Source organism: Desulfopila sp. IMCC35008 (assembly GCF_010646885.2).
Classification (GTDB): domain Bacteria; phylum Desulfobacterota; class Desulfobulbia; order Desulfobulbales; family Desulfocapsaceae; genus Desulfopila.
The window spans coordinates 4714266-4738533 of the sequence record NZ_CP050700.1; the positions used below are offsets into that span (position 1 = coordinate 4714266).

22 protein-coding genes are annotated in these 24268 nt (G+C 49.4%); 16 read left to right on the plus strand and 6 right to left on the minus strand.

The annotated features are described in order from the left end of the window. Positions 1-76: 76 nt before the first annotated feature. Together GA520_RS20280 and GA520_RS20285 are read right to left on the minus strand one after the other, a co-directional pair. A complete protein-coding gene (locus tag GA520_RS20280) occupies positions 77-1417 on the minus strand; it encodes a TolC family outer membrane protein (protein WP_163337410.1) in 1341 nt (446 codons plus the stop codon). Between the two features lie 248 nt (positions 1418-1665). Next, positions 1666-2616, minus strand: coding sequence for an NADPH:quinone reductase (locus tag GA520_RS20285; RefSeq protein WP_163337411.1), 951 nt, complete (start codon positions 2614-2616; stop codon positions 1666-1668). A 138-nt stretch (positions 2617-2754) separates the two neighbouring features. Between GA520_RS20285 and GA520_RS20290 the strand changes: the two genes are divergently transcribed. Then, complete coding sequence (locus tag GA520_RS20290) at positions 2755-2901, plus strand: hypothetical protein (protein ID WP_167528812.1); 147 nt, start codon at positions 2755-2757, stop codon at positions 2899-2901. A 1-nt stretch (position 2902) separates the two neighbouring features. Here the strand turns inward: GA520_RS20290 and plsY are convergent, their stop codons facing one another. After that, a complete protein-coding gene (gene plsY, locus GA520_RS20295; RefSeq protein ID WP_205749232.1) occupies positions 2903-3502 on the minus strand; it encodes a glycerol-3-phosphate 1-O-acyltransferase PlsY in 600 nt (199 codons plus the stop codon). A gap of 283 nt (positions 3503-3785) precedes the next feature. Here plsY and GA520_RS20300 point away from each other — a divergent pair, with 283 nt between their 5' ends. Further along, entirely contained in the window at positions 3786-4886 is a 1101-nt protein-coding gene (locus tag GA520_RS20300; RefSeq protein WP_205749233.1) for an HD domain-containing phosphohydrolase, read from the plus strand. Between the two features lie 82 nt (positions 4887-4968). On the opposite strand, the gene GA520_RS20305 is transcribed toward GA520_RS20300, so the two are convergent. Both GA520_RS20305 and GA520_RS20310 read right to left on the minus strand, forming a co-directional pair. Then, a complete protein-coding gene (locus GA520_RS20305; protein ID WP_163337412.1) occupies positions 4969-5472 on the minus strand; it encodes a universal stress protein in 504 nt (167 codons plus the stop codon). A gap of 33 nt (positions 5473-5505) precedes the next feature. Continuing rightward, positions 5506-8082: a TRAP transporter permease gene (locus GA520_RS20310; RefSeq protein WP_163337413.1), complete on the minus strand. Its 2577-nt coding sequence runs from the start codon at positions 8080-8082 to the stop codon at positions 5506-5508. Positions 8083-8182: 100 nt separating this feature from the next. On the opposite strand from GA520_RS20310, the gene GA520_RS20315 reads away from it, so the two are divergent. Continuing rightward, positions 8183-8422: a hypothetical protein gene (locus GA520_RS20315; protein WP_163337414.1), complete on the plus strand. Its 240-nt coding sequence runs from the start codon at positions 8183-8185 to the stop codon at positions 8420-8422. A gap of 20 nt (positions 8423-8442) precedes the next feature. Here GA520_RS20315 and GA520_RS20320 read toward each other — a convergent pair whose 3' ends face one another. Continuing rightward, complete coding sequence (locus tag GA520_RS20320) at positions 8443-9426, minus strand: TAXI family TRAP transporter solute-binding subunit (RefSeq protein ID WP_163337415.1); 984 nt, start codon at positions 9424-9426, stop codon at positions 8443-8445. A gap of 399 nt (positions 9427-9825) precedes the next feature. Here GA520_RS20320 and def point away from each other — a divergent pair, with 399 nt between their 5' ends. The 13 genes from def (at position 9826) to GA520_RS20385 (ending at position 24199) form a co-directional block, all read left to right on the plus strand. Further along, positions 9826-10335: a peptide deformylase gene (gene def / locus GA520_RS20325; RefSeq protein WP_163337416.1), complete on the plus strand. Its 510-nt coding sequence runs from the start codon at positions 9826-9828 to the stop codon at positions 10333-10335. Between the two features lie 10 nt (positions 10336-10345). Beyond that, on the plus strand, positions 10346-11308 hold the full coding sequence (gene fmt / locus GA520_RS20330; protein ID WP_163337417.1) for a methionyl-tRNA formyltransferase: 963 nt from the start codon (positions 10346-10348) through the stop codon (positions 11306-11308). Between the two features lie 14 nt (positions 11309-11322). Next, entirely contained in the window at positions 11323-12501 is a 1179-nt protein-coding gene (larC, locus tag GA520_RS20335; protein WP_163337418.1) for a nickel pincer cofactor biosynthesis protein LarC, read from the plus strand. Between the two features lie 11 nt (positions 12502-12512). Next, on the plus strand, positions 12513-12959 hold the full coding sequence (locus GA520_RS20340) for a phosphatidylglycerophosphatase A (RefSeq protein WP_240910111.1): 447 nt from the start codon (positions 12513-12515) through the stop codon (positions 12957-12959). A 230-nt stretch (positions 12960-13189) separates the two neighbouring features. After that, complete coding sequence (locus GA520_RS20345; RefSeq protein ID WP_163337420.1) at positions 13190-14527, plus strand: NAD-binding protein; 1338 nt, start codon at positions 13190-13192, stop codon at positions 14525-14527. Positions 14528-14734: 207 nt separating this feature from the next. Continuing rightward, positions 14735-14869, plus strand: a complete 135-nt coding sequence (locus tag GA520_RS20350; protein ID WP_255494335.1) for a hypothetical protein — start codon at positions 14735-14737, stop codon at positions 14867-14869. 51 nt (positions 14870-14920) lie between these two features. Next, on the plus strand, positions 14921-15346 hold the full coding sequence (locus tag GA520_RS20355) for a GNAT family acetyltransferase (protein WP_163337421.1): 426 nt from the start codon (positions 14921-14923) through the stop codon (positions 15344-15346). Between the two features lie 204 nt (positions 15347-15550). Next, entirely contained in the window at positions 15551-17200 is a 1650-nt protein-coding gene (locus GA520_RS20360) for a fatty acid--CoA ligase (protein WP_163337422.1), read from the plus strand. A gap of 232 nt (positions 17201-17432) precedes the next feature. Then, positions 17433-18080, plus strand: a complete 648-nt coding sequence (locus GA520_RS20365) for a GntR family transcriptional regulator (protein ID WP_163337423.1) — start codon at positions 17433-17435, stop codon at positions 18078-18080. Between the two features lie 99 nt (positions 18081-18179). Next, the gene (locus tag GA520_RS20370) at positions 18180-19637 is read left to right on the plus strand and encodes an ATP-grasp domain-containing protein (RefSeq protein ID WP_163337424.1); all 1458 of its coding nucleotides are present in this window, start codon (positions 18180-18182) and stop codon (positions 19635-19637) included. An 8-nt stretch (positions 19638-19645) separates the two neighbouring features. Continuing rightward, entirely contained in the window at positions 19646-21223 is a 1578-nt protein-coding gene (locus tag GA520_RS20375; protein ID WP_163337425.1) for a KamA family radical SAM protein, read from the plus strand. Between the two features lie 10 nt (positions 21224-21233). Continuing rightward, complete coding sequence (locus GA520_RS20380) at positions 21234-22424, plus strand: M20 family metallopeptidase (RefSeq protein WP_163337426.1); 1191 nt, start codon at positions 21234-21236, stop codon at positions 22422-22424. 194 nt (positions 22425-22618) lie between these two features. After that, complete coding sequence (locus GA520_RS20385) at positions 22619-24199, plus strand: 5'-nucleotidase C-terminal domain-containing protein (RefSeq protein ID WP_205749234.1); 1581 nt, start codon at positions 22619-22621, stop codon at positions 24197-24199. Positions 24200-24268 lie beyond the last annotated feature (69 nt).

Sequence of the window (24268 nt, forward strand, 5' to 3'; positions counted from 1 at the left end):
GCCAGATATTCAAAAAAAGAGCCGACGACACCTGGAAAGGTGTCGTCGGCTCTTTGTTTTGAACAATAAAACGTTATCAGGAGCCGGTAGTCTCCTCTTCACGTTCCTCATTCTCATTTTCAACAACACTTTCTTCCGGCCATTGCTGATCAAGAGACATAACCAGTTTCCCCATTCCTCCGAGAATCCGGTACTGACTGAAAAGACCATCATAGGTCGCCTCAATCAGATCCCTCTTTGCCTCGATAACCTCCGCTTCAGTATCAAGCACATCAAGCAGTGTACGCTTACCGAGATCAAACTGCTTGACATAGGATTCAGAAGTTGACGTACTTGAAGCGACATGGTCTTCAAGATATTTGATCCTGTCGAGTACAGACTGGTAGGCCATCCAGGATAGCCGAACCGACTCAATAACCTGCCGGTGGGTATTGTTCTTTATTTCCCGGGCCTCCTCAACCAGTTGCTTGGTCTCGACCCTTCTTGCCTCATCGCCGAAACCATTAAAGAGATTGTAACGCAGCCTGACCATTGCCAGGGTACTTTCCTGCTCACCCTCTACACCATCGACATCCTCATCCCAGTTCTGGTCTACTTCCAGATCGACTTTAGGCCAGTAAGGGCTCTCTGCAACCGCATTCTGCTCTTCACGTGCCTCCAGATCGGCCATTGCAGACTTCAGGGTGGGATGACCCTCCACAGCCTGGCTCTCCGCCTCATCAATGGAAGCAGGCATCATATCCTTAGGCTCCGCAGGCTTCATCAAGTCACCCGGCATATGCCCAACAACAGCAAGATAGTTTGTTTTAGCATCCAATAGATTGGTTTCGGTTACCACTACATTTGACTGGGCAAGCGACACACGGCCGGCAACCTGCTCTGCATCCGCCTGACTTCCCACACCGGAATCACTGCGCAGTTTAATCTGGTCTGAGATCCTCAAATGTGTCAGGAGGTTCTCTTCGGCAAGATTTTTCAGCTCCTCCCGGCGTAATACATCCAGATAGACACGAGCTGTCTCCAGTGCGATATTCTCACTGATCCCCTGTAGCCTGTAGGCTGCAGATCGTACTCGTGCATTCTGCCGATCAACCTCATTCATGGTAGCGAAACCAGTAAATAAATTCCACCTCAGACTAAGTCGAAGCTCAACAGGATCAAAGTCCTCATCTTCCGGTTTCTGAATATCTTCAACACCGGCGCCGGCTACAAAATCAAGTTTTGGCCAATACGCCGCCTTTGCCTGCGTCACTTCCTCATCCCGTGCCAGTCTGTTATATGCCTGACTTCGAATTTGTGGATTTGATTGAATAACTTCCCCCACTGCTTCAGGCAATGTTTCACCCTGAACAAGGCTTCCGGCAAGCAAGTAGGCGCCCCCCAATACAATACAACCTGATCGCTTTAACCACTTCATACGTGATCTCCTGTTAAATGTTTGCTGTGTTACAAACAAGGATGGTAAAAATAACACTTGATAAGTCAGATTATTAGATCATAATCCACTTCCATTCTCTCAATATGTTGAAAAAAAAACAAGGAAAACAGTATCTACCGCAGATTTCATATTTATAATCACTGACACCAGCCCCCCATTTCCTAAAAAACATATTATCTCAACACGTTGAAAAAGACCTTATTTCTCGTAACACTATTAGTTAAAGGTTACGGAATCAATACAATCTTCCCGCAATTACCCGGTGCCATCACTTTGTGGTGAGCCCGGGGAGCTTCTTCCAGCCTCATAGTCTCACTGATAACTGGTTTAAGGGATCCTGCAGCCAGCGCCTTGGACAACCCTTCATGGATCTGCTGCAATTCACCAGGGGTGCTGTTTGCCAGGGCCAGACCGCGAATATCAACTTCCCGACCCATAGTTGCACGGGGGTCTATCTCAATACGACCCCGACTCCCGATAATCACAATGCGCCCACGTGGAGCAATAACCTCAAGATCAGTTTCAAGATTCTTATTTGCCAGCATCTCCAGGATAAGATCATACCCGTCCGGGGCGGCCTCATGCAGTTGTTTTATAGTATGTCCATTATGAGTTATCGGATATGCCCCATGTTCCCGGACCAGTCGCATTCCTTTGTCGCTGCCAGCTGTACCAACAATTTCCATCCCTGCCGCAACGCCAAGTTGTATTGCACAAAGTCCTACAGAACCACTTGCCCCGTGAATGAGAACCTTCTCCCCTTTTCGTCCGGCGCCCCGCATAAACAGTGCACGATAGGCGGTTGCCGCAGGTACCCCGAGAGCGGCACCTTCTTCAAAAGAGATATTATCAGGCAAGGGATGTATATCACGTACTGCACAGCAGCAATACTCCGCATAGGTGCCTGACCTGGCCGCGACATACACTCGCTGTCCAGGCCGGAACAGATCAACATCCTCACCAATATCGTGAACAATGCCAGCACCATTACTCCCAGGAATATAAGGCAGGTCAGGCAGAACAGGGTACGTCCCCGCCCGGATATATGTCTCAACCGGATTTACCCCAATGGCATGTAATCGAACAACAACCGTCCCTGGTAAAGCAGCAGGAATTTCCCTGTCCTGTATCTGCATCACCTCAGGATCACCGAAAGAGGACACCTCTATTACTCTCATATTCACCCCTTTTTTTGTTTGTATTTTTGAATACGTAATAAAAAGACTAAGTACGGGTGTTCATCAGGTAAAGGGTGGGACGAAAAATACCGATACGAAAAGAAAGGGTGGGACGCAGAGCGCCATCCGGGAGGCAGTATGACAAAGGAACAGGCAATACGAATACTCATGGAAAGCCCGGTCTATTTTACCTTGGCACCAGCCGAGCGAAAACAACTTATAGACGAATATCGAGAAAATTTCAGCACAACAGGGCAATCTGAAAAAGAAGGTCAAAAGCAATAAGCTACTTTTTTGTTTTCCAGCTTTTTTCCTGCCCTTTCAAAAGGCGACCAATGTTTTCATGGTGTTTGACCCAAATGAGACCTGCCACAATGGCGGCGGTAGTAACAGTTGCCGGTGTTGCATCGAGAAAAAACAACCAGAGCGGGATCAGACCTGAGGCCAGAAGAGAGCCTGCGGAAACAAATCCACTGATTGCAACTGTTACCACAAAAACCACCAGACTGATCAGGATGGCACTCGGCGAGAGAAAGAGAAATACACCTAGTCCTGTTGCGACCCCTTTCCCACCATCAAAACCTAAATAAATCGGGAACATGTGGCCAACAACGGCACTCACCCCACAGCCCAAAACGACAACACTCCCACCGGCACTATCACCGACAGCCCACGAAGCAACGAGCATTGGCAGGTATCCCTTCAAACAGTCACACAGGAGTGTGATACTACCAAACTTCTTGCCAAGCAGCCTGTTAACGTTGGTGGCGCCAATATTCTTGCTGCCCGCATTGCGCACATCCACACCGGCAATTTTACCGACCAAAAGACCAAACGGTACAGCACCGACAAGATAACTGGCTGTAACAAGAAAAATACTCAACATGGCATACTCCATCCTTAGAGTCTTGAAGTGAAACAAAATCCATGGCAAGATTACTTTAGTTCCCAAGCAAAAACAAGAGATTCAAGACATACTGGAGTCATGGTACCTACTGTTTTCACGGTTACACACCACTTTCATCCAGACTACAGGAACAACCAACAACAAGGCAAAACAACTCTCTTGAATTTTTTCCTTAATTTCAACAAACAGCTGGGGTATACTAACTTGTACTTTACTTAGTACCCGCTGGATTCAGGTCTAGCATGAACGGAGTCAGGAAATAGTGATAGGCAATAAAATCCTTGTTATAGACGACCAACCCGAACTGAGAGACCTTCTCTCCAGCTTCCTCAACAGCCTTGGTTATGAAACCAAGACCGCAGTGAACGGTCAGGATGGCCTCTTCATGCTCGAACAATGGCCTGCTGATCTGGTTACCGTGGATTTGAATATGCCGGTGCTTGACGGCCACGGTTTTATCAAACAGGCAGTCCAGCGCTGGCCGGACCTGCCCATCGTAATAGTTTCAGGTATTGATGCAGTCGACCTCGCTGTCGATGCGTTACGTCTTGGTGCCCACGATTTCATCACTAAACCGATAGAGTCCTTCTCGCTGGTCAAGAACACCATCGACAAGGCCCTCGAATCAGCCGAGCTCGTTCGCCAGAACCGGAACTACCAGCACAACCTTGAGATAATGGTTGAGAAGCGAACGATGGAGCTGGAAGAGATCAAGCGCCAACTGCTTTTCAGCCTTGGCAAGGCCTCGGAATACAGAGATAACGAAACCGGCAGACATGTCATCAGGGTCGGAGAGATGTGTGGGCTGATCGGCCAGGAAATGGGCATGGAAGAAAGTGCCGCACGTTCCCTTAAAGAAGCAGCACCACTGCATGATATCGGCAAGATAGGTATCTCAGACACTATCTTACTAAAACCCGGCAAACTGACCAGTGAAGAATGGACACTCATGCAGGGACACTGCCAGATCGGCTGCGACATTCTCAGACATTACTCTTCCTTACAACAAAGTAACGAAGATCTTTACAAACAGGTCATCAAAAAGGCCCAATCCGGTGAAGAGATGGCACTGCTCGAAATGGCTATGGCTATTACACTTTGTCACCACGAGAAGTGGGAAGGAAACGGCTACCCTATCCAGCTTTCAGGCGAAGACATTCCCCTGGTTGGCAGGATTGTTGCGGTCATTGATGTATATGACGCCCTCGGCAGTGAACGACCATATAAGAAAGCATTCCCCGAAGAAAAATGCCAGGCGATAATACGCGAAGGAATTGGCAACCACTTCGATCCGAAGGTCGTAGAAGCATTCTTTGATAAGATCGAACAAATAAAAGATATTCGCAAAAATTGGATGGACTAACCTTATAGAGCTATAGAACAAAAAAGAGCCGGTGAAGAAGAACTTCACCGGCTTTTTTTTTGTGAAAGCTAGCCCCAGCAGGCTATTTTCTCTCAAGATGCAGGTTTTTTACGACCCTCTTTTTCAACCTTTCCCGCGTCCTGGTATCACGATATGAAATTACCGTGCACGGGCATCGACGAAACAGTCTCTCGGCAACCGAACCGGTAAAAAGATGGCGGATATCTTTTGTCTTAACACCCATCACCACCATATCGATCTCTTCCTCAACAACCATCTTGAGAAGTTCATTGGCAGGATCGCCCACAAGAAAAGAAAATGAGACCTGATCATCCGGCAAAGTCAGTTTATCGGTCAGTCCCTTTAAGACCTCCCGCCGTTCCTCCTGGATGACGTGTACATAGTGCTCGCCATCCACCTTGTACCCGAACGATGAAATACGCTCGACGGCCTCAAGATCCCTCTCGTTGATAACATTTACAATCAACATTTCCGCTCCCATCGGCTCAGCGATGGATGCAGCGTAACTAACAATTCCCTGCGAGTATTCAGAAAAAGCAATGGGAACGAGGATTTTTTTTCGCATGTTCGGCTCCAGATTTAAAATCGAGATATCAGATTAAACCGCTTGCTCCTTCTGCACCCTCTTTTTCTGCCCAAACCAGATTAAAGAAAGTAACAGCATAGCTGGAAGAAACATCAACTGCTTCGGCGGACGATCGTTCAGCTCCTGAACGCTTAAAATCTCCTGATCGAAATCAAGTGTCGCTTTTTCAGCCAAACTACCAAATGCCACATTATCAACTATAATTTTACCGTCATCCTCGCGTGTCTCAAAACCAATTGCGGCCATTTTCTCAAGACCGGTTGGCTCCGGGCCCACACTCAGCATAACAGTTGAAGTATATTCATCTCCACTTATCGACTCACCCTTCACCCGCATGACAAGCTGCGATTTAGCCGGCATCTTCTCTACCACCTGAACCAGGTTTACAGGTGAAGTCTCAGTAAATTCAGGGAACACCTTATCCCAGAAGAAACCGGGCCTGAACAACGTAAATGCTACAAGCAGGAGCGCTGCAGTTTCCCAGAGCTTGCACTTGGTGAGGAAATACCCTTGTGTACCTGCGGCAAAAACCAGCATTGCCACAACAGACGCCGAAACCACCACCACAAAGTGAAGCGGACTGCCAATACCGATCATCAGCAGTTCGGTATTAAAAATAAAAATAAAGGGGAGAATTGCTGTACGGATATCATAGGTAAACCCTTGTATACCCGTGCGTATCGGGTCGCCACCCGAAATACCTGCCGCAGCAAAGGCGGCTAGCCCTACCGGTGGAGTATCATCTGCCAATATACCAAAATAAAAGACAAAAAGGTGGACGGCAATGAGAGGTACGATGAGACCGTTCTGGGCACCAAGATTGACAATAACCGGTGCCATAAGGGTCGAAACAACGATATAGTTTGCGGTGGTCGGCAAGCCCATTCCGAGAATCAGGCTGATAACGGCAGTAAACACCAGTATCAGCATCAGATTACCACCGGAAATAAACTCGACGAACTCGGTCATGACAAGACCGATACCCGTTAATGTAACCGTACCGACAACAAGACCCGCAGCAGCGGTAGCAACACCAATACCGATCATGTTCCTGGCTCCGGCAACCATACCTTCGATCAGGTCTTCGAAGCCCCTGTTAACTGAAAAATCAGCACCAGTAGCCCTCCTGAAAAGACCTTTAAGCGGGCGCTGGGTTACAACGATAAAAATAAGCAGAACCGTCGCCCAGAAAGCAGACAACGAAGGTGACAGTCTCTCAACAGTCAGGCACCACATCAACACGACGATCGGCAACAGGAAGTAGAGCCCAGCCTGAATGGTGGACCCAAGCTCCGGCAATTCGGTTATCTCCTGGGTTAACTCCAGTTCCGGAACCTTGCAGGCCACATACAACAGGGAGACGTAAGCGATAAAGAGCAGTATACAGACGATCCAGATAGTCGCCTCACCGGAAACCGTCTTAATCCAGCCAAGGCCATAATAGGTCACTCCGCCAATAATGATGAGACTCAGCACTGTAAAAACAAAGCTGATTATCGATTGCGGCAGAGTCTTGGTACGCCTTTTGGGCAACCCCTCCAGGTTCATTTTGCAAGCCTCAAGATGAACAATATAGACAAGAGCAATATAGGATATTATCGCTGGTAAGAAAGCGTGTTTAATAACCTCAATGTAACTAATCCCCACATATTCAACCATCAGGAAGGCCGCGGCACCCATAACCGGGGGAGTAAGCTGGCCGTTAGTCGAAGAGGCAACCTCAACGGCACCAGCCTTCTCTGCAGGAAATCCAACCTTTTTCATAAGGGGAATAGTGAAGGTACCGGTGGTCACGACGTTGGCGATAGAGGACCCTGAAACCAAACCGGTCATAGCGGAAGAGACAACCGCCGCCTTGGCAGGCCCGCCACGCATGTGGCCGAGTCCGGCAAAAGCCGCCCGGATAAAATAGTTGCCTGCGCCTGCAGTTTCCAGAAGTGATCCGAACAGGACAAACATAAACACCATGCCGGTTGATACACCAAGGGCTACACCAAAGACACCTTCCGTAGTCAGCCAGTAGTGACTCATACCTTTTACAATAGATGCCCCTTTATGGGCAATCACATCCGGCATATAAGGACCAGCGAAGGTGTAAAAGATAAAGACTGAAGCAACTACCATCAGAGGAGGTCCGAGTGCTCGCCGTGTTGCTTCCAGCAGGAAGATAATACCGGCAACAGAAACAACCAGGTCAATCATTATGGGGTTGCCCGGACGATCGGCTAACTGTGCATAAAAAATGTATATATAGGCTGAACAAAATGCGGCAATTCCGGCAACCACCCAATCCTGGATGGGAATCCGATCCTTTGGAGACGATTTGAGTGTCGGAAAAGCCGTGTAGGATAGAAACATGGCAAAGGCAAGATGAATCGCCCGAGCCTCGGTGTCATTAATGACAAATAAATTAAAAATGAAGGGTAGCGGAGATGCATACCACAATTGAAAAAGGGTCCAGGCGAGTGGAATAAAAAACAGGACCTTTTTCGATATACCTCCCTCAGGATTTCGTGCTCCCGTATCCGCCTTGGCAACCAGATCATGAATCTTGTCATCGGATAACGGTTTTTCAGTCGGCTTGGTCATACGGACGACTCCTCCTCAACAGATGGATTTGAGTACCACCTTCCCATCTCACATACGGTACATCAGCCTGGAATATGTGTAGGGTAGAGCAACTGCCGGAATGAAATCTAGTGATAGAAAACAATCCCCGGCCATAATTGCAAAAGCAGCATTAGAAACAGCACACCGGCTGGCAAACGGACAACCCGGGCAATTATGGTACCCGGTGAGGGCAGAGCGGATTGAGGATAATCCGCGTTTCTCCCATGCAGGACAGCAGGTGGGGTTTACAGCGGTTGCGCCATATACGGATTCACAGCACAGAAAAAAGACCGGGTCCTTACCATACAAGCGGCAATGACCCGGTCATGAACCTCTAATTTACATCAGGCCTGCTTCTTTGTAATACTTGACAGCGCCGTCATGCAACGGAGCAGAGAGACCATCTTTGATCATCTCTTCTTTCTTCAGGTTGTTGAATGCGGGATGCAGCTTCTTGAACTGATCAAAGTTCTCGAATACCGCTTTAACAACTTGATAGATCACCTCTTCCGGTACCTTGGCAGAAGATACAAAGGTTGCACCAACACCAAAAGTCATAGTGTCTGCATCGGTTCCGCGATACATGCCACCCGGGATAACTGCGGTACGATAGTAGTCTTTCTCGGCAACCAGTTTGTCTACTGCCGGTCCGTCAACAGTTACAATCACCGAATCGCAGGAGGTGGTCGCTTCTTTAATTGATCCGTTTGGATGACCGACAGTGTAAATAATGGCGTCAACCTTGTTATCACAAAGGGCTTTGGACTGTTCGGCAGCTTTCAACTCGGAAGCAAGTTTGAATGCATCCATCTTCCAACCAATTGCATTCATCAGAACTTCAACAGTACCACGTTGCCCGGAACCCGGGTTACCAATATTTACTCGCTTGTCTTTCAGATCCATGAAGTTTTTGATACCGGAATCAGTGCGGGCAACAACGGTGAAAGGCTCTGGATGTACAGAAAAGACAGCGCGTAGATCTTTGTTTGGTCCTGCATCCTTGAATTTAGAGGTACCATGATAGGCATGATACTGCCAATCTGACTGGGCAACACCCATATCAAGCTCACCGGCAGCAATTGCATTCAGATTATAAATTGAACCGCCGGTACTCTCTACAGAGGCACGAATTCCATGCTCTTTCTTGCCTTTGTTGACAAGACGGGCAATTGCACCACCAGTAGGATAATACACACCTGTAACTCCACCGGTTCCGATGGTAACGAACTGCTGGTCAGCGGCTGCTGCGGTTCCGGTCATTGCAGTGAAAGTGGTGACACAACCAAATGCTAAAGCTGCAAGTAAAGAAACTTTCCTTTTCATTCGAATTCTCCTCTCATTACTTTTTTTGATTTCCCCACAGAAATGAACCTTTCCGTGAAGATAAACGACAAACACTACTTCCGGCCTGAGCATCCCTGGAAGGGCGAGCCTGGCAATACTCTCCCCCAAGGCAGCACAGGCTGTGGTTTTCAAAAAGAAAACTGCTCCTACTAACTCACAATACTTTGCCCCAGAAGTCAAGCCCTTTTGGTGTGTTCAAGGACTTTCCAGGGCCGACCCTGAAACACAGATATGTCAGCACCGATGTATATGGGTACTGTTTACAGCTATTTTTTTTCAAGACGATGTTTATCTTCTTCTTGTGTGTTAATTTCCGCACTTTATGGTAAAGTTTGCGGTTTATTCATTCTTACCCCAAACAAATGATTTGAAGACCAGATGAGTATATTAAAAATATATCAATATCCCGAAAAAGTATTACGGGCAGAAACCAAACCGGTTGACACATTCGATGAGCCCCTCAAAGAACTGGCCCAGGACATGGCCGAGACGATGTACGACGCACCTGGCATAGGACTGGCCGCCCCCCAGATTGGTAAGTCGCTGAAATTGATTGTTGTCGACACCTCGAAAGACCCGGAGGAAAAAAAAGTGTTCCTCACTATGGTAAATCCTGAAATCGTCGCCCACGAAGGGAACCAGATAGATGAGGAAGGCTGCCTGAGTGTACCGGAGCTGACGGCCAAGGTGAAGAGATATAGAAAGGTCACCATCGCCTACCAGGACCTTGAAGGAAACCACCATGAGATGGAAACAGAAGACAGATTTGCCGTTGTATTGCAACACGAGATCGACCATCTCAACGGCGTCCTCTTTATTGACCATCTCAGTTCTCTCAAACGCAATCTTTACAAGAAAAAAGTAAAGAAACTGCTGGCCGACAAGTAAGGAAGCCGACATGTCCAAAACAGTCTTACGTATAATTTTCATGGGGACTCCCGACTTTGCCGCTGAGGCGCTCAAGTCTTTACTGACAGGGCCTGACCAGGTCGTTGCCGTTGTCACTCAACCGGACCGCCCAAAGGGGCGTGGCAAAAAGCTGAGCCCACCACCGGTAAAAGTGTTGGCCGAAGAAGCAGGAATCCCGGTTCTGCAACCGACCAAAATAAAGACGGACGAGTTCAGGGAAGAACTGCTGGCCTATGAACCTGATGTTATGGTCGTTGCCGCCTACGGCCGAATCCTGCCCAAATCACTACTGGAACTCGCCCCCTGTGGCTGCCTGAACATTCATGGTTCGCTGTTGCCCGCGCACCGGGGCGCCGCCCCCATCCAGTGGGCAGTGATGAACGGCGACACAGAGACCGGTATCACCATCATACAGATGGACGAGGGGATGGACACCGGCGACATGCTGCTGAAATCAGTTATCCCGCTGAAGGATACAGATACGGCGGGATCAATTTTCCATAAACTTGCGGCCCTGGGTGGAGAAGCAATCATTGAAGCACTCGATTTACTCAGGCAAGGCAAACTTCAGCCAGAGAGACAGGATGAATCCCTTGCGACCTCAGCCCCGATGTTGAAAAAGGAGGACGGGATTATCGACTGGAACAAAAGTGCCAAGGAAATCCATTGCCTCATCAGGGGACTTGATCCCTGGCCTACCGCTTACTGCTTTTATGAAGGAAAACGGATGCGGCTCTTTGGGCCTGAAGTTGTTCACCGGCAAAACAACGAACGCCCCGGAACCTTGCTGCAGGCCGACAAACGAGGGTTGCTCTTTGCAACAGGTACAGACTGTTTGCTGATCAGGGAAATACAACCGGAAGGCAAGAAGAGGATGAGTGTCGAATCTTTCCTGTGCGGATCCACCCTCTCACCGGGCGCAGACTTTGCTTCCAGACAAGGCCATTCTTAATCTCTTATAAAATCATGAGTCCCACAGCTACAGTAGGTTATCTCGATTGTTTCTCCGGGGTCAGCGGAGACATGCTGCTCGGTGCCCTGGTCCACGCCGGGTTAGAGGAGGATTTTCTGCGTGCAGAGATTGCTAAACTCGGTATAGCCGACCTGCATATGGAAATTGAAGAGGCCAAATCTCAATCCATAGGTTGCAGGAAGGTGCGCTTCAGCGGCGGGAACCAACAACCTCTCAGGACCCTGCCTGTCATCCTGCCCATACTGGAAGAATCCGGACTGGAACCGACAATTGTTCATTCCTGCATCCAGGTGTTTCAGGCACTGGCCGAGGCGGAAGCAAAAGTCCATGAAATGAGCCCGGACCGGGTTCACTTTCATGAAATTGGTGCGCTGGATACTATCGCTGATATCGTAGGTGTTGTCTCCGGGTTGCATCATTTAGGCATTTCCAGGCTCGCCTGCTCACCGCTTCCCCTTGGCAGGGGTTTTGTACAATGCGATCATGGTAAACTACCCCTGCCGGCTCCTGCTGTATGTGAGTTGTTGAGGGATATCCCGACCTACGGTGTCGATATTCCCCTGGAACTGGTCACGCCAACCGGTGCTGCCCTGATTAAAGTTTTGGCCGACGATTTTGGCCCGATGATTCCGATGACGATTCATGCCACCGGCTATGGTGGCGGCAGCCACACCCTTCCTGACAAGCAACCGAACCTGTTACGGTTCTTCGTTGGATCAGAGGAAACAGTCACCGAATCTCAATCCGTCACCGTTATCGAAACCCGCCTGGACGACTGGAACACAGAAGGTTTCCCCCATATCTGCCAACGCCTCCTGGAACATGGTGCTCTCGATGTCAGCCTTTGTCCCTGCCACGGCAAAAAAGGGCGTCCCGGATACACCTTGCAGATCATCTGTCCGGAACACGCACGGGTGGCGCTGCAGGATCTTGTTTTCCAGGAAACCAGTGCCATCGGCCTTCGCTACAGAAATGAAAAAAGAAGAACCCTGCCACGCAAACAGGTAATAATTGAAACTGAGTGGGGGCCAGTCACGGCAAAACAGGTCTCCGCACCAGGTGGGGACATCCTCTATCCCGAGTATGAAGAGTGCAAGAAAATAGCTGATCAGCAGAATATCCCTCTCGATAAGGTTTACAGGATCATTTATGGTATGGGGGAAAAGCTGTGAGGTCACTTATCATGGGTATAGCCACAGGCTGCTGGGTCGGCATGCTGCCCAAAGCCCCCGGCACCTGGGGGTCGCTTTTTGCTTTTCTGCCCTGGTTTGCCATCAAGGGCCTATCCCTGCCCATTTATCTGGTCATCCTTGTGGCGGTTTTCATTCTCGGCTTTTTTACCGCCGGTTCTGCCGAAAAAATTCTGGACTTACCGGATGCGGGCCCCATCGTTATCGATGAGATCCTCGGCATGTTCATCACCCTCACCCTGGCACCGAACCACCCTGTTGCCTGGATTCTCGGTTTTATCCTCTTTCGTATTTTCGATATCACCAAGCCTTTCCCCGTCTCCTGGTTTGATCAGCGTATCCACGGCGGCATCGGCATTATGATGGATGATGTCATTGCCGGCCTCTATGCCTTCTGCGCCCTGCAGCTGATCTGGTTTTTCGTCGGGAAACTATTCTAGCCCTGATACTTATCTGCCCGCCCTGCCTCTCCTGAGCAGGACCACTCGTTTCAACGGGTCGCCATTAACCCATTCACAGGTTCTTTGCCGCAGCCATGCAGACTGCGGCAAAGAAGGCAGATGGTTTACCATGCTCATCGTCTTTTCTTTCTGCTATCTTTCTGATATACATATATAAAAGATTTGATTTTTTCCCTGCAAATTCACCGAACCCGGCTCGAAGGACGTCTATGCTTAATAAGATAGCTGTAGGTCTGTTCGCAACCATATTGTTCCTGATGATCGGGACCTTCGGTTATACCTTTATTGAAGACTATACCCCACTCGATGCCTTTTACATGACGGTCATCACCATCACCACCGTCGGCTTTGGGGAAGTAATGCCTCTCTCTGAGTCAGGCAGGGTTTTTACTATCTTCCTCATTCTTTTCGGCTTTGGTGCAATCGGTTTCCTGGCCCATTCCTTTACAGAGGCCATCATTGAAAGGGCAACAAGCCCAAATATCGGGAAAAAAACCATGCAGAAAAAAATCCAACAGCTTGCCAACCACGTGATCATCTGCGGGTATGGCAGGGTCGGCGAGGCTACCGCTGAACACTTTAATTCGGTTGGCCAGGACTTTGTCGTTATAGAATCGGCGCCCGAGCAGATCAAAGCCCTCGAGGCAGCCGGCTTTGCCTTCCTCGAGGGCGATGCCACTCGTGAACACATGCTTCAGGCGGCTGGCATCAAGAAAGCATCGGCCCTCCTGGCTTTGCTTGACTCTGACCCGGACAATCTTTTCACAGTCCTGACCGCCCGTGAGCTGAACCCGACCCTGCAGATAATTGCCCGTACAGAAGTTGCCACATCCGAGTCCAGGATGTTACGAGCCGGAGCCGACTCCATTATATCGCCCCATGCGACCGCCGGCAGGAGTGTGGCTGAAAAAGTGATGTGTACCGATGTTTACCAAAGTATCCAGCCGGCCAGGCAAGCATCTGTCCATGAGCCGCAACTGCTCCCTGTTGACGAACATTCAGACCTGGCCGGACATGTCGTTGAAACGGCGGCAGAATTTCTTCACGGGTCGATTCTCGGCATCAGAAGGGATGGCGTCGATCTCCTGCTACCAGCACAGGATGAAAACATCCTGCTCGATGACGAATTGCTCATTTTGCTTCATGACATAGAAAACCCTGAACAGTCCCACGGTCCGGACATCAAGAAAATAGTCCTCATAGATGACAACCCTGTCATTCGACGACTTTATACCCGACTGTTCCAGAAGGCAGGTTTCCATCTCCTGACCGCCGCAACGGGTGATGAAGGATACAACCTGATCCTAACCGAGAAACCGGACGGAGCCATCATCGATTATGAACTGCCGGACATGAACGGGCTCGATATCTGTGTACGGATGCGCCAGGATCCACAGTTTGATTCAACCAGGATTTTTCTCTTTACCTCCCACGATGATATTGTTACACGGCAACAGGCAATAGATTCAGGAGTTGACACTGTGGTTATCAAGAGTCCCGAGGCCAAGGAAATTGTAAATACCGTCAGCAAACAACTGCACTCATAATTTTCATGTACTCTTCACCCCGTATATTCAAATTCCTCCTTACTATTTATGGCCCCTACCTCGGTGCTGGTGTAAAAATCGAAGAGAAAGCTCTAGATTGGCACCTCATACTGGTTTCTATGAAGCTCAGGTGGTACAATCGCAACGCCATGGAAGTTCATTTCGACGGCTCTATATATTCAATGATTGCCCCCCAATCTGGCTCTGATGCATATGCAGTTACTGGACCCCGATTACCTGGCATGGGACCAATCTGCAACCATTGAATTCCTGCGTCCCGGTACCGGTAAGCTGGCCACCGACTTCCACCTGAAAAGTGTGAATCAGAAAACAAAACCGTAGCACGAGTTATCAAGAAACTCTATGTAAAGAAAAAATAGCAGGACATCCTCAATGGCCAAACCAATGATCAGACCTTTTGAAGAACGGGACCGTAAAAACACCATTAACCTCTGGCAGACCTGCAACATTACCGTCCCCTGGAACAACCCGGATCGCGATATTGACCGTAAATTGCTGGTTGACCCCGATCTTTTCCTGGTGCTGGAAACACAGTCTGCAATTATCGGTAGCGTCATGGGGGGGTATGAAGGGCACCGGGGCTGGATCTACTATCTGGCAATTGCCCCCGATTTCCGAAAACGCGGATATGGCAAACAGCTTGTTTTTGAAATCGAGAAACGTTTGAGACAAAAAGGCTGTCCCAAGGTGAACCTGATGGTTCGAACCACCAATACTGCTGTTCTCAATTTTTATACTTCGCTCGGGTATGTTGATTCCGAAGTACTCTGTCTCGGCAAGAGACTTGATAAAGACTAACCTATGAAGCGGTTCCGTAACAACGACCAATCCTCACCTTTACGTAAAAGTCGTTGTATTGTTTTTGGAGTTTGGCTACTATACGTTGTAAATGACCTCCGCGGGATACTTTAGTGCTAAGATATTTCGAGGACTTTCATTATAACTTATCACACTTCGGGCGAGCCGAGATGACAACCCATCCGTACAATGAGGAGGATATACATGACAGAAAAGCTCTATCAAAACGGTGAATATTACAATTACCCTCTCATAATCAAGAAGATTCTCAACATTGCACTAACCCAGGCCCCGGATCAGGAGATCGTATACCGGGACAAAGCTCGTTTTACCTATCGTGAACTTGCACATCGCATCAATCGTCTCGCTTCCGGCCTCCAATCTGCGGGAGTAGATAAAGGTGATACTGTCGCGGTATTCGATTACGACTCAAACAGGTTTCTTGAATGTTTTTTCGCGGTTCCCATGATGGGTGCTGTAATGCAAATGGTCAACTGGCGGCTCTCCTCGGAACAGATTATCTACACCATCAACCATGCTGATGCAAAAATCATCCTGATAAATTCGGACTTCCTGCCGCTGCTTGAACCGATTCGTGAGCAACTCACCCAGGTTGAAAACATCATTGTCATCCAGGAAAGTGATGACAATGTTGAAACTGAACTTGAGGTTCTTGCTGATTATGAGGCATTGCTGGCCGACAGTTCTGACAGCTATCCTTTTGAAGACCTGGACGAAAACACCAAGGCCACCACATTTTATACAACCGGAACCACAGGGAAACCTAAAGGTGTCCACTTCACCCACCGGCAACTCGTTCTGCACACCATGTCGCTAGCACTTGCCCTGGGCGCATACGAGACCATTGGCCGTTTCCGTTCAGACGATGTGTATATGCCGTTGACCCCTATGTTCCATGTCCATGCCTGGGGCATCCCGTATGTAGCGACCATGCTTGGCACCAAACAGGTGTATCCAGGTAAATACGAGCCGGCGATGCTGCTCAAGCTCATCACCACGGAAAAGGTTACCTCATCACACTGCGTACCGACCATTTTGCAGATGCTGGTAACAAGTCCGGTGGTTAAGGAACTGGATATGTCAAACTGGAAGGTCATCATCGGTGGCTCCAAGCTCTCTGCAGGCCTGGCTGCTGCAGCGCAAAAGCTTGGCATTACAGTCTACACCGGCTATGGCATGTCAGAAACCTGCCCGGTTATCAGTCTTGCGACCCCGAAAACCAGTATGCTGGACGATCTCTCCGATGACGATATGCTCAATCTCGTTGTGAAGACCGGTTTACCAATTCCTCTGGTGGAGTTTGAAGTTGTCGATACCGACGGCAACCCACAACCCCATGACGGGGCGTCCGTGGGGGAAATCGTATTTCGCGCCCCGTGGTTGACCATGGACTACTTTAAGGCACCGGATAAGAGTCGTGAATTATGGCGTAACGGCTGGCTCTACAGCGGTGACGTCGGCCATATTGACGAGGACGGCTATCTACAGGTCACCGACCGCATCAAGGATGTAATAAAAACCGGTGGGGAATGGATCTCTTCACTGGACCTGGAAAACTGTATCAGCCGTCACCCCGCCGTTCTGGAATCTGCCGCGATCGGCGTTCCCGATGCAAAATGGGGAGAACGACCCATGCTGCTGGTCACCCTCAAGCCCGAACAGGAAGGAAGTATTGACGAGGATGGTCTACGCGCATTTATGAAAGAAGAAGCGGCAAATGGTGCCTTCCCCAAATATGGTGTCCCGGATACAATTCGTATCATTAAAGAACTCCCCAAAACCAGTGTGGGCAAACTCAACAAAAAGGCAATGCGTGAAAACTTGATTGTTTGATCAAATTCTCTCCCCCATGGCCCTTTGTTTTCCCTCTCTTAAGAGCAGGGAACAAAGGGCTATCTCCAGCCCTACCTGACTGACTGCAACCACGACGAGCATATGACTCGTTCTGTAAAATATTCGGAAAGTATTTTTTTTCTTGCCTTCAAAATGTAAAAGATGTATCAGGAAGTAAATGTCGACAATCGACTAAGATCGCAGAACGAAATGTTTGAACAGGACAAAAAGAATGGTCATCGTAAAGCGCACCTATAAGGATCAGGTCGTTGAATATCTGTACAATCTGATACTCGAGGGAACCCTCACTGCCGGTGATCAGGTAAAGGAAAGCTCTCTTTCTACAGAAATGGGCATAAGCAGGGCGCCCATCCGTGAAGGCCTCAAAGATCTTATCAGCAATGGAATCATCGAATACCGTCCGCAAGTCGGCAACTTCATCACCCAGCTCTCCCCAAAAGAAATCGTCGACGCTTACATTACCCGCGGAGTCCTGGAAGGATATGCGATAGGAACCACCCACGACCAGTTTAATGAGGAAGAGATCGACGAGCTAAGCGGTATGGCCAGGATGATGGAAAAATATGCCCGGAAGGACAATCGAAAAATGGTCGTCCAGGTTGGTGACGATTTCCACAGCCTCCTTATCAGTAAGAATAATAACATCCAGCTCATTGAATACACCCAACGATTGAGTCTCAAACTGCACATTCTCTTTTATAAGCACTGGTCTAAACTGTACAGTCAGGAAGAGATTGGTAACCGTCACCAGCGGATAGTTGATGCCCTTACATCAGGCGATGCCTTTCGGGTCGAAAACGTCATCCGCGAACACTACACCGAAACCGGAACCAAAATAGCGGCCCTGCAAAAAGGGTAGCGAGGAAATAGAAGGAAAAGATGATTGTCAGCGGAAATCACTCACAATGCACATTGTCGACAATAGACGTTCTACATTCCACAGGAGACATTTGACAAAATGTTTATACCTACCCTGCTGTCACCGGACACAAGTGTAACAACAAAAGAAACCAGCGATATCCTGTATTCCAATTTCAGTTACAACCCGGACACCTACTACTTCCTCTATGTCGGGGATCTGAAAAATTACAGCCTGAACTACTTTGTCCGGGAGACCCTGGCCAGGAGGCTGAACAAGAACAATGTGCAGTTTATAGCCATCGTTCCCGATGTCTGTGTTCAGTACAATTACGCTAATATTCTTGTCATCAATCCGGTAGCGACCGAAGACATGATCACTAACCACACCTTCAGTGGGTTGACGACACCGCCGAGGATGAGCTGCAGGTTAAAATCTTCCACCTTTATGAGCGCTGTCTCAAAGAGTCAAACCATACGTCTGCTGATCGAGACCATCCTCCAACACCAGAACCAGTTGTACGTCAACCTCTACGAAAGCCTGGTTGAGATGACCCTGGATTCTATCGATGGCGTATCTGTCCTCGGCCCAGACAAAAATATAGCCAAACAGTTTAACGACAAGGTTTTTCAGAGAAACAACCTCTCTCACATCGTACCCCTCATTGAGGGCTACTGCTGCCGAAATCGTAAGGAGCTCCTGCAAACAACCGCAACCCTATGGGACACCTGGAAAGACGGCGTTTTTGTCAGCAGCGCCTACTCTGCCGGAGGAGCCAACTCTGCTGTCACCCATTGCCAGCAAGAGGTCGAGACTAAATTCACCGACGAATATTGTGATTACCTGGTCACAAAGTATCTTCCGCATGATCTCGACCCGACCGTACTAGGCGTTGTCGCTAACGAAAACGAAGTGTTTATCGCCGGGATAGCCGACCAGGTCATTCAGGATGGTAACCGGTTCGTCGGTTCCACCTTTCCGACAGTCGCCACCAAAGAGCAACAAAAGCAACTTCGCGACTACACAATCGCAGTAGGCCAGGAGCTTGGTAAGGCAGGATACAGGGGAATCTTTGGCTGTGACTACCTGATCGATAAAAAGGGCGAGATCCGGTTCCTCGAGATCAATGCCCGCAAACAGGGGACTACCCTGGAGTTTTGTTTCACCATGGAACAAACCCTGCCCGAGGGATCGCCCATGTTGCCGGAATTGGAATATTACGCTGTAACCGAAAACAGGTTTCCACCAAATACCGTTGAGATGAACGGAAACCACCGTTCCATCCATTGGGGTACCTACAATTACAAACTCACCTCCAAACAACTCACCACCGGCTACATCCCACAGAACCCATATGAACGGGAAACCTTCAAGAAGATTGCCCATAAGGAGCTCATCAAGGACTTTGCCATCCTCGAACACCTGGGCACCAATTTCCTGGTGCAACCCGGAACTTTTCTGGCCCGGGTGGTATCAGTTGCACGCTGTGCTGAAGACGTCTCCGAGGGCCTTTGCCAGGGCGTCGGATTTATAAAACAAACTATCACTGAGGCTTAACGCGAACCATGAACGCACCCCGACAGACAACAGAAGAAACCAAGCTGGACAACTATACTGAAGATCTCCTGAACGAACTTTTTGCAGACAGCAACAATGACACAAGTGATGACAAACACCTCGTCGATACTATCGTAACGCTCCATGCAAAGGCTATGGAATCATCCCTGACGGGTCCGATCGTTGCACTCTATCAGGCACTGCTGGAAGCACAGCAGGCAGCATCGCTGACACCAGCGGCTTTTAACATCTCACGGGACGACCTGGTTCAACTGGCTGTCAAACATGAACAGATCGACGAACACATGGTTTCGATAGGAGGCAGGGTCTCTCAGGCATTGCCTATAGCAAGCACCGCCAACGCGCGTGTCGAGGAGTATCTGGCCAGGAAAGATACCGAGGCCCCCAGTGGCATCGAACAGTGGGAGCAAATACAGGAAAACATAAGTCGGATCAAGCGCGAACTGAAAATGAGCGACGATGACTGGAACTCATTTTCCGGGCAGATCCGTAACGCCGTCGATTCTGTAGACACCCTTGCCAAACTGATCGATCTGCCTGCTGATGTCCTTGCGTCGATCGCCGATGTGACCAAATCGTACCGGATGCGCCTCACCCCCTATTACACCAGTCTTATAATGCCGGGTGTCCTGAACGATCCTGTGATGCTGCAGTCGGTACCCACCGGTGAAATGATCGATAACGGTGGTATAGAGATCCCGCCGGTGGCAGCAGACCATTCCCCGGCTCGCCTTATCGACCAGTTTTATCCTCGGGTCCTGACCATAAAAGCAACCAATATGTGCGCCATGTACTGCACCCATTGTCTGCGTCTGGCCCATATCGGCAGGAAAGACAAGGTCTACTCCAAAGATGCCTATGGTGAAGCACTCGATTATATCCGGAACAACAAGCGGGTGCGCGACGTACTGATCACCGGTGGTGACGCCTTTGTCCTGCCGAACTCTCTGCTCGAGTGGCTGTTGGGTGAGCTCGACGCAATCGACCACCTAAAGACCAAGCGATTGGGAACACGAATCCCGGTTACTGCCCCGATGCGGATCGACAATGAACTGCTCGATATTCTGGAAGCCAGCAATGACAAGAAACCGATACGTGTCGTCACCCAGATTAATACCCCGCAGGAAATCACTCCCGTCTCCCAGGACGCCTTCAGACAGATATCCAAAAGAACCTTCACCGTGCTCAACCAGGCGGTGCTGCTGAAGGGCATCAATGACACCCGGGTGAAAATGTGGAAATTGTGCGAGACGGTTCACGAATCCTATGTCCGCCCCTATTACCTGTTTAACTGCAGCTACCGCAACCCGCAATTCAAACATTTCAGGGTTCCGATAAACGTTGGCCAGGACCTGGTGGAATCAATGTACGGCAATATCCCGGGTGACGCCATACCCCGCTACATTGCTACCGCAGGCGGAAAGATCCCATTGCACCGTACCAATGTAGTCTCCCTGGACAACTCTGAGATTACATTGAGGAAACCGTGGAGCGGTGAAGAGGTCAGCTATCCGGATGTTGACCCGGAAGTTTATGCAAACGAGGCATTCGCTTTCAGGAGATGATGATTCCCCCATGAATCAACTCAAAACATATCTTGCCGGGCAGGAGCAGGAGCAGCTCCGTTTTTTACGCGAGCTGGTCCTGCAACCGAGTTACTCCGGCAGCAAACAGGATGTTGATAATGCCGGAGCAATAATAGCCAAAGAGCTTGACATGCTGCCAATGCGGACAGAGGTTGTCCGTCAGGATGAGACAGGTAATCATCTCCTGTTTCGCTCCCCCGCCTGTGACAACCAGCACGGTTCAATCCTGCTGGTCGGCCATATGGATACGGTCTTTCCACGGGACAGTGGCTTTGACAGCTACCGGGAAAAGGACGGTAAAGTTTTCGGCCCTGGTGTCATAGATATGAAAGGCGGACTTGTTGCTGCCGTCTTCGCCCTCAAGGCACTACACCATCAAGGTTTACTGGACACCATCCCCATCACCCTGCTCTGTAATTCAGACGAAGAGATCGGTTCGCCCACTTCCAAAGAGATGATCACCAAAGAAGCTCAAAAAGCGCTCTTCGGTCTTGTCTTTGAGTGCGGTGGACTCTCAGGGGAAATCGTTACCGGCCGGAAAGGAAAAAACGGATTTAACCTGACAGTAAGCGGACGCGCCGGTCACGCTGCCTTTTCCGGAGTAGAGAAGGCCAGTGCCATTCTGGAAATGGCCCATAAGATTATCGCCATCGAAAAACTGAACAATTCACGACGCCAGCTGGTCGTCAATGTCGGAACTGTTAAAGGTGGCCTCGGTCCGAATACGGTACCGGATAGCGCCTCCGCCAGTATAGACACCCGGTTCCTCAGCCAGCTCGATGGACAGGAATGTATAGAAGCTCTCACCCGTATCACCACAAACTGTACCATCCCTGGGACATCCGGAGAACTCATATATACCGGTGGCCGACTCCCCATGGAACAATCGGCTGGCAATGATATACTATTCCGACTCATTGAAGCGGAGTCCAAACGACTCGGCCAGAAAGTCCTTGCTGAACTGAGAAGTGGCGTATCAGATGCCAACACCATGGCCTCTGCCGGGCTCCCAGTCGTTGATGGCATGGGCCCGAGAGGTGACTGCGACCATAGCGACCGGGAATACATGATTCGTGACAGTCTGCCCGAAAAAACACTGCTTGCCGCCCGGGTAATTGCAACTGGCTGGCAACAGCTCCAGCAAGGCAACCTCTCCTTTTCAGCTGCCCTTCGAAATTGACTTGTTTTCTTTACTTTCTCCACCGAGCCCATGTTTTTTACCCTGAAAATGTGGGCTCACCCTTTTTCCCGTTTGTCTCTATTCTCCTGAAAAATCATTCCATATTATCAGGAATTGAGGTATGAATTTATTGTTTCCAAAGCACCAATTCCATATCTTCCATTTCTTTAACCATAACCGTTGGAGGGTTGTTCATGATGCGTCTGAGAATCTTTCGTAACCTGGCACTTGCAGCCTGTGTACTGTTGTTGACAAATGGTGTCGCCCTGGCCAAGGAATACCAGCTCACCATTCTGCATACCAATGATCATCACGGTCACTTCCAGAAATTCGCGCCCTATCCGGTACAGGATGTGGGCGGGCTTGCAGCACAATCAACGCTGGTCAATGTCGTACGCGCAGAGGTGGAAAAAGCGGGTGGCCATGTCCTGTTGCTCTCGGCCGGTGATGTAAATACCGGTGTACCGGAATCCGACCTGCTTGATGCGGAACCAGATTTCAAGATGATGAACATGATCGGTTATGATGCCATGACACTTGGCAATCATGAATTTGACAATCCCCGGGAGGTCCTGCAAAAACAAAAGGGGTGGGCATCCTTTCCCTTCCTGTCGGCAAATATCGTCAGCAAGGAGTCAGGTGAATTGCTGGTAGAACCTTATACCATCAAGGAAATCGATGGATTAAAGGTGGCCATTCTGGGACTCACTACCGAAAAAGTCCCTACTCTGGTGCTCCCCGACAACGTCAAGGATCTTCAATTTCTTAATGTTATTGAAACGGCCAGAAAATATGTGCCGGAGCTCAAAAAACAGGCGGACCTGGTCATTGCCCTGACCCATATCGGCTACTACAAGCCGGAATCCGGAAAAACAGGTGATGTACAGCTGGCCGAAGCGGTTCCTGGCATCGATGTTATTGTCGGCGGCCACACCCACACCACCCTGGATGAGCCAGTTGTGGTTGGCACGACCCTGATTGTGCAGGCTGACGGATATTCTGAAAAAGTCGGGCGGCTGAACCTAACTGTTGATAGTGAAAAAGACCAGTTGGTGGCACACAGCTACGAGCTGATGCCTGTGAACGGAAAAAAACGGGTCAAATACAACGGCAAGAAATATTACAGCTATGTCGGCACCGGATTTGTCGAAGACCAGGAGATCCTGGAAGCTATGAAACCGTATCTTGAAGGTGCGGACAAGCTACTTAATAAACCTGTCGGTACCGCTACGACCGAACTGGTCGGCGGTAAAAGTATCAGCCGCTCCCAGGAGACCAACCTTGGCAACCTGATCACAGACAGTATGCGGGCCAAGACCGGGGCGGACATCGCCATGCAAAATGGTGGCGGCATCCGGGCCGGGATAGCACCAGGCACCATTACCTATCGTGATGTGCTCACCGTCCAGCCTTTTGGCAACACCCTGGTCGAGTTGCAGTTGACTGGCGCCCAGGTGGTTGAAGTCCTTGACCTGGCGGCAACCCAAGTCGAAAGTGGCGGGTTTCTACACCTCTCAGGCCTGACAGTCACCTATAACCAACAGGCAGGAAAAGCAGAAAAGGTTATGGTCGGTAAGCAACCTATCGATCTGGAGAAGACTTACAAGGTTGTAACCAACAACTTTGTTGCCGCCGGTGGAGACGGTTACAAAATGCTCAAGCCTCTGGCGAAGTACGATACCGGCTATGTTGATGCGGAAGCGACCATGGAATTTATTCAAAACCGGAACCAGGTCGACCCGAAAGTGGAAGGCCGGATCACCATCGTGAAATAGGAATCATACGACCCTTGAGGAGCAAAACAACTTCTCAAGGGTTTTTATGTTGTCTCCACAATAGTATCT

Bases quoted from the DNA above. Each gene is read 5' to 3' on its own strand.
- GA520_RS20280 (WP_163337410.1), bottom strand. From the start codon at position 1,417: ATGAAGTGGTTAAAGCGATCAGGTTGTATTGTATTGGGGGGCGCCTAC.
- GA520_RS20285 (WP_163337411.1), bottom strand. From the start codon at position 2,616: ATGAGAGTAATAGAGGTGTCCTCTTTCGGTGATCCTGAGGTGATGCAG.
- GA520_RS20290 (WP_167528812.1), top strand. From the start codon at position 2,755: ATGACAAAGGAACAGGCAATACGAATACTCATGGAAAGCCCGGTCTAT.
- plsY (WP_205749232.1), bottom strand. From the start codon at position 3,502: ATGTTGAGTATTTTTCTTGTTACAGCCAGTTATCTTGTCGGTGCTGTA.
- GA520_RS20305 (WP_163337412.1), bottom strand. From the start codon at position 5,472: ATGCGAAAAAAAATCCTCGTTCCCATTGCTTTTTCTGAATACTCGCAG.
- GA520_RS20310 (WP_163337413.1), bottom strand. From the start codon at position 8,082: ATGACCAAGCCGACTGAAAAACCGTTATCCGATGACAAGATTCATGAT.
- GA520_RS20315 (WP_163337414.1), top strand. From the start codon at position 8,183: ATGAAATCTAGTGATAGAAAACAATCCCCGGCCATAATTGCAAAAGCA.
- GA520_RS20320 (WP_163337415.1), bottom strand. From the start codon at position 9,426: ATGAAAAGGAAAGTTTCTTTACTTGCAGCTTTAGCATTTGGTTGTGTC.
- def (WP_163337416.1), top strand. From the start codon at position 9,826: ATGAGTATATTAAAAATATATCAATATCCCGAAAAAGTATTACGGGCA.
- fmt (WP_163337417.1), top strand. From the start codon at position 10,346: ATGTCCAAAACAGTCTTACGTATAATTTTCATGGGGACTCCCGACTTT.
- larC (WP_163337418.1), top strand. From the start codon at position 11,323: ATGAGTCCCACAGCTACAGTAGGTTATCTCGATTGTTTCTCCGGGGTC.
- GA520_RS20340 (WP_240910111.1), top strand. From the start codon at position 12,513: ATGGGTATAGCCACAGGCTGCTGGGTCGGCATGCTGCCCAAAGCCCCC.
- GA520_RS20345 (WP_163337420.1), top strand. From the start codon at position 13,190: ATGCTTAATAAGATAGCTGTAGGTCTGTTCGCAACCATATTGTTCCTG.
- GA520_RS20350 (WP_255494335.1), top strand. From the start codon at position 14,735: ATGCATATGCAGTTACTGGACCCCGATTACCTGGCATGGGACCAATCT.
- GA520_RS20355 (WP_163337421.1), top strand. From the start codon at position 14,921: ATGGCCAAACCAATGATCAGACCTTTTGAAGAACGGGACCGTAAAAAC.
- GA520_RS20360 (WP_163337422.1), top strand. From the start codon at position 15,551: ATGACAGAAAAGCTCTATCAAAACGGTGAATATTACAATTACCCTCTC.
- GA520_RS20365 (WP_163337423.1), top strand. From the start codon at position 17,433: ATGGTCATCGTAAAGCGCACCTATAAGGATCAGGTCGTTGAATATCTG.
- GA520_RS20370 (WP_163337424.1), top strand. From the start codon at position 18,180: ATGTTTATACCTACCCTGCTGTCACCGGACACAAGTGTAACAACAAAA.
- GA520_RS20375 (WP_163337425.1), top strand. From the start codon at position 19,646: ATGAACGCACCCCGACAGACAACAGAAGAAACCAAGCTGGACAACTAT.
- GA520_RS20380 (WP_163337426.1), top strand. From the start codon at position 21,234: ATGAATCAACTCAAAACATATCTTGCCGGGCAGGAGCAGGAGCAGCTC.
- GA520_RS20385 (WP_205749234.1), top strand. From the start codon at position 22,619: ATGATGCGTCTGAGAATCTTTCGTAACCTGGCACTTGCAGCCTGTGTA.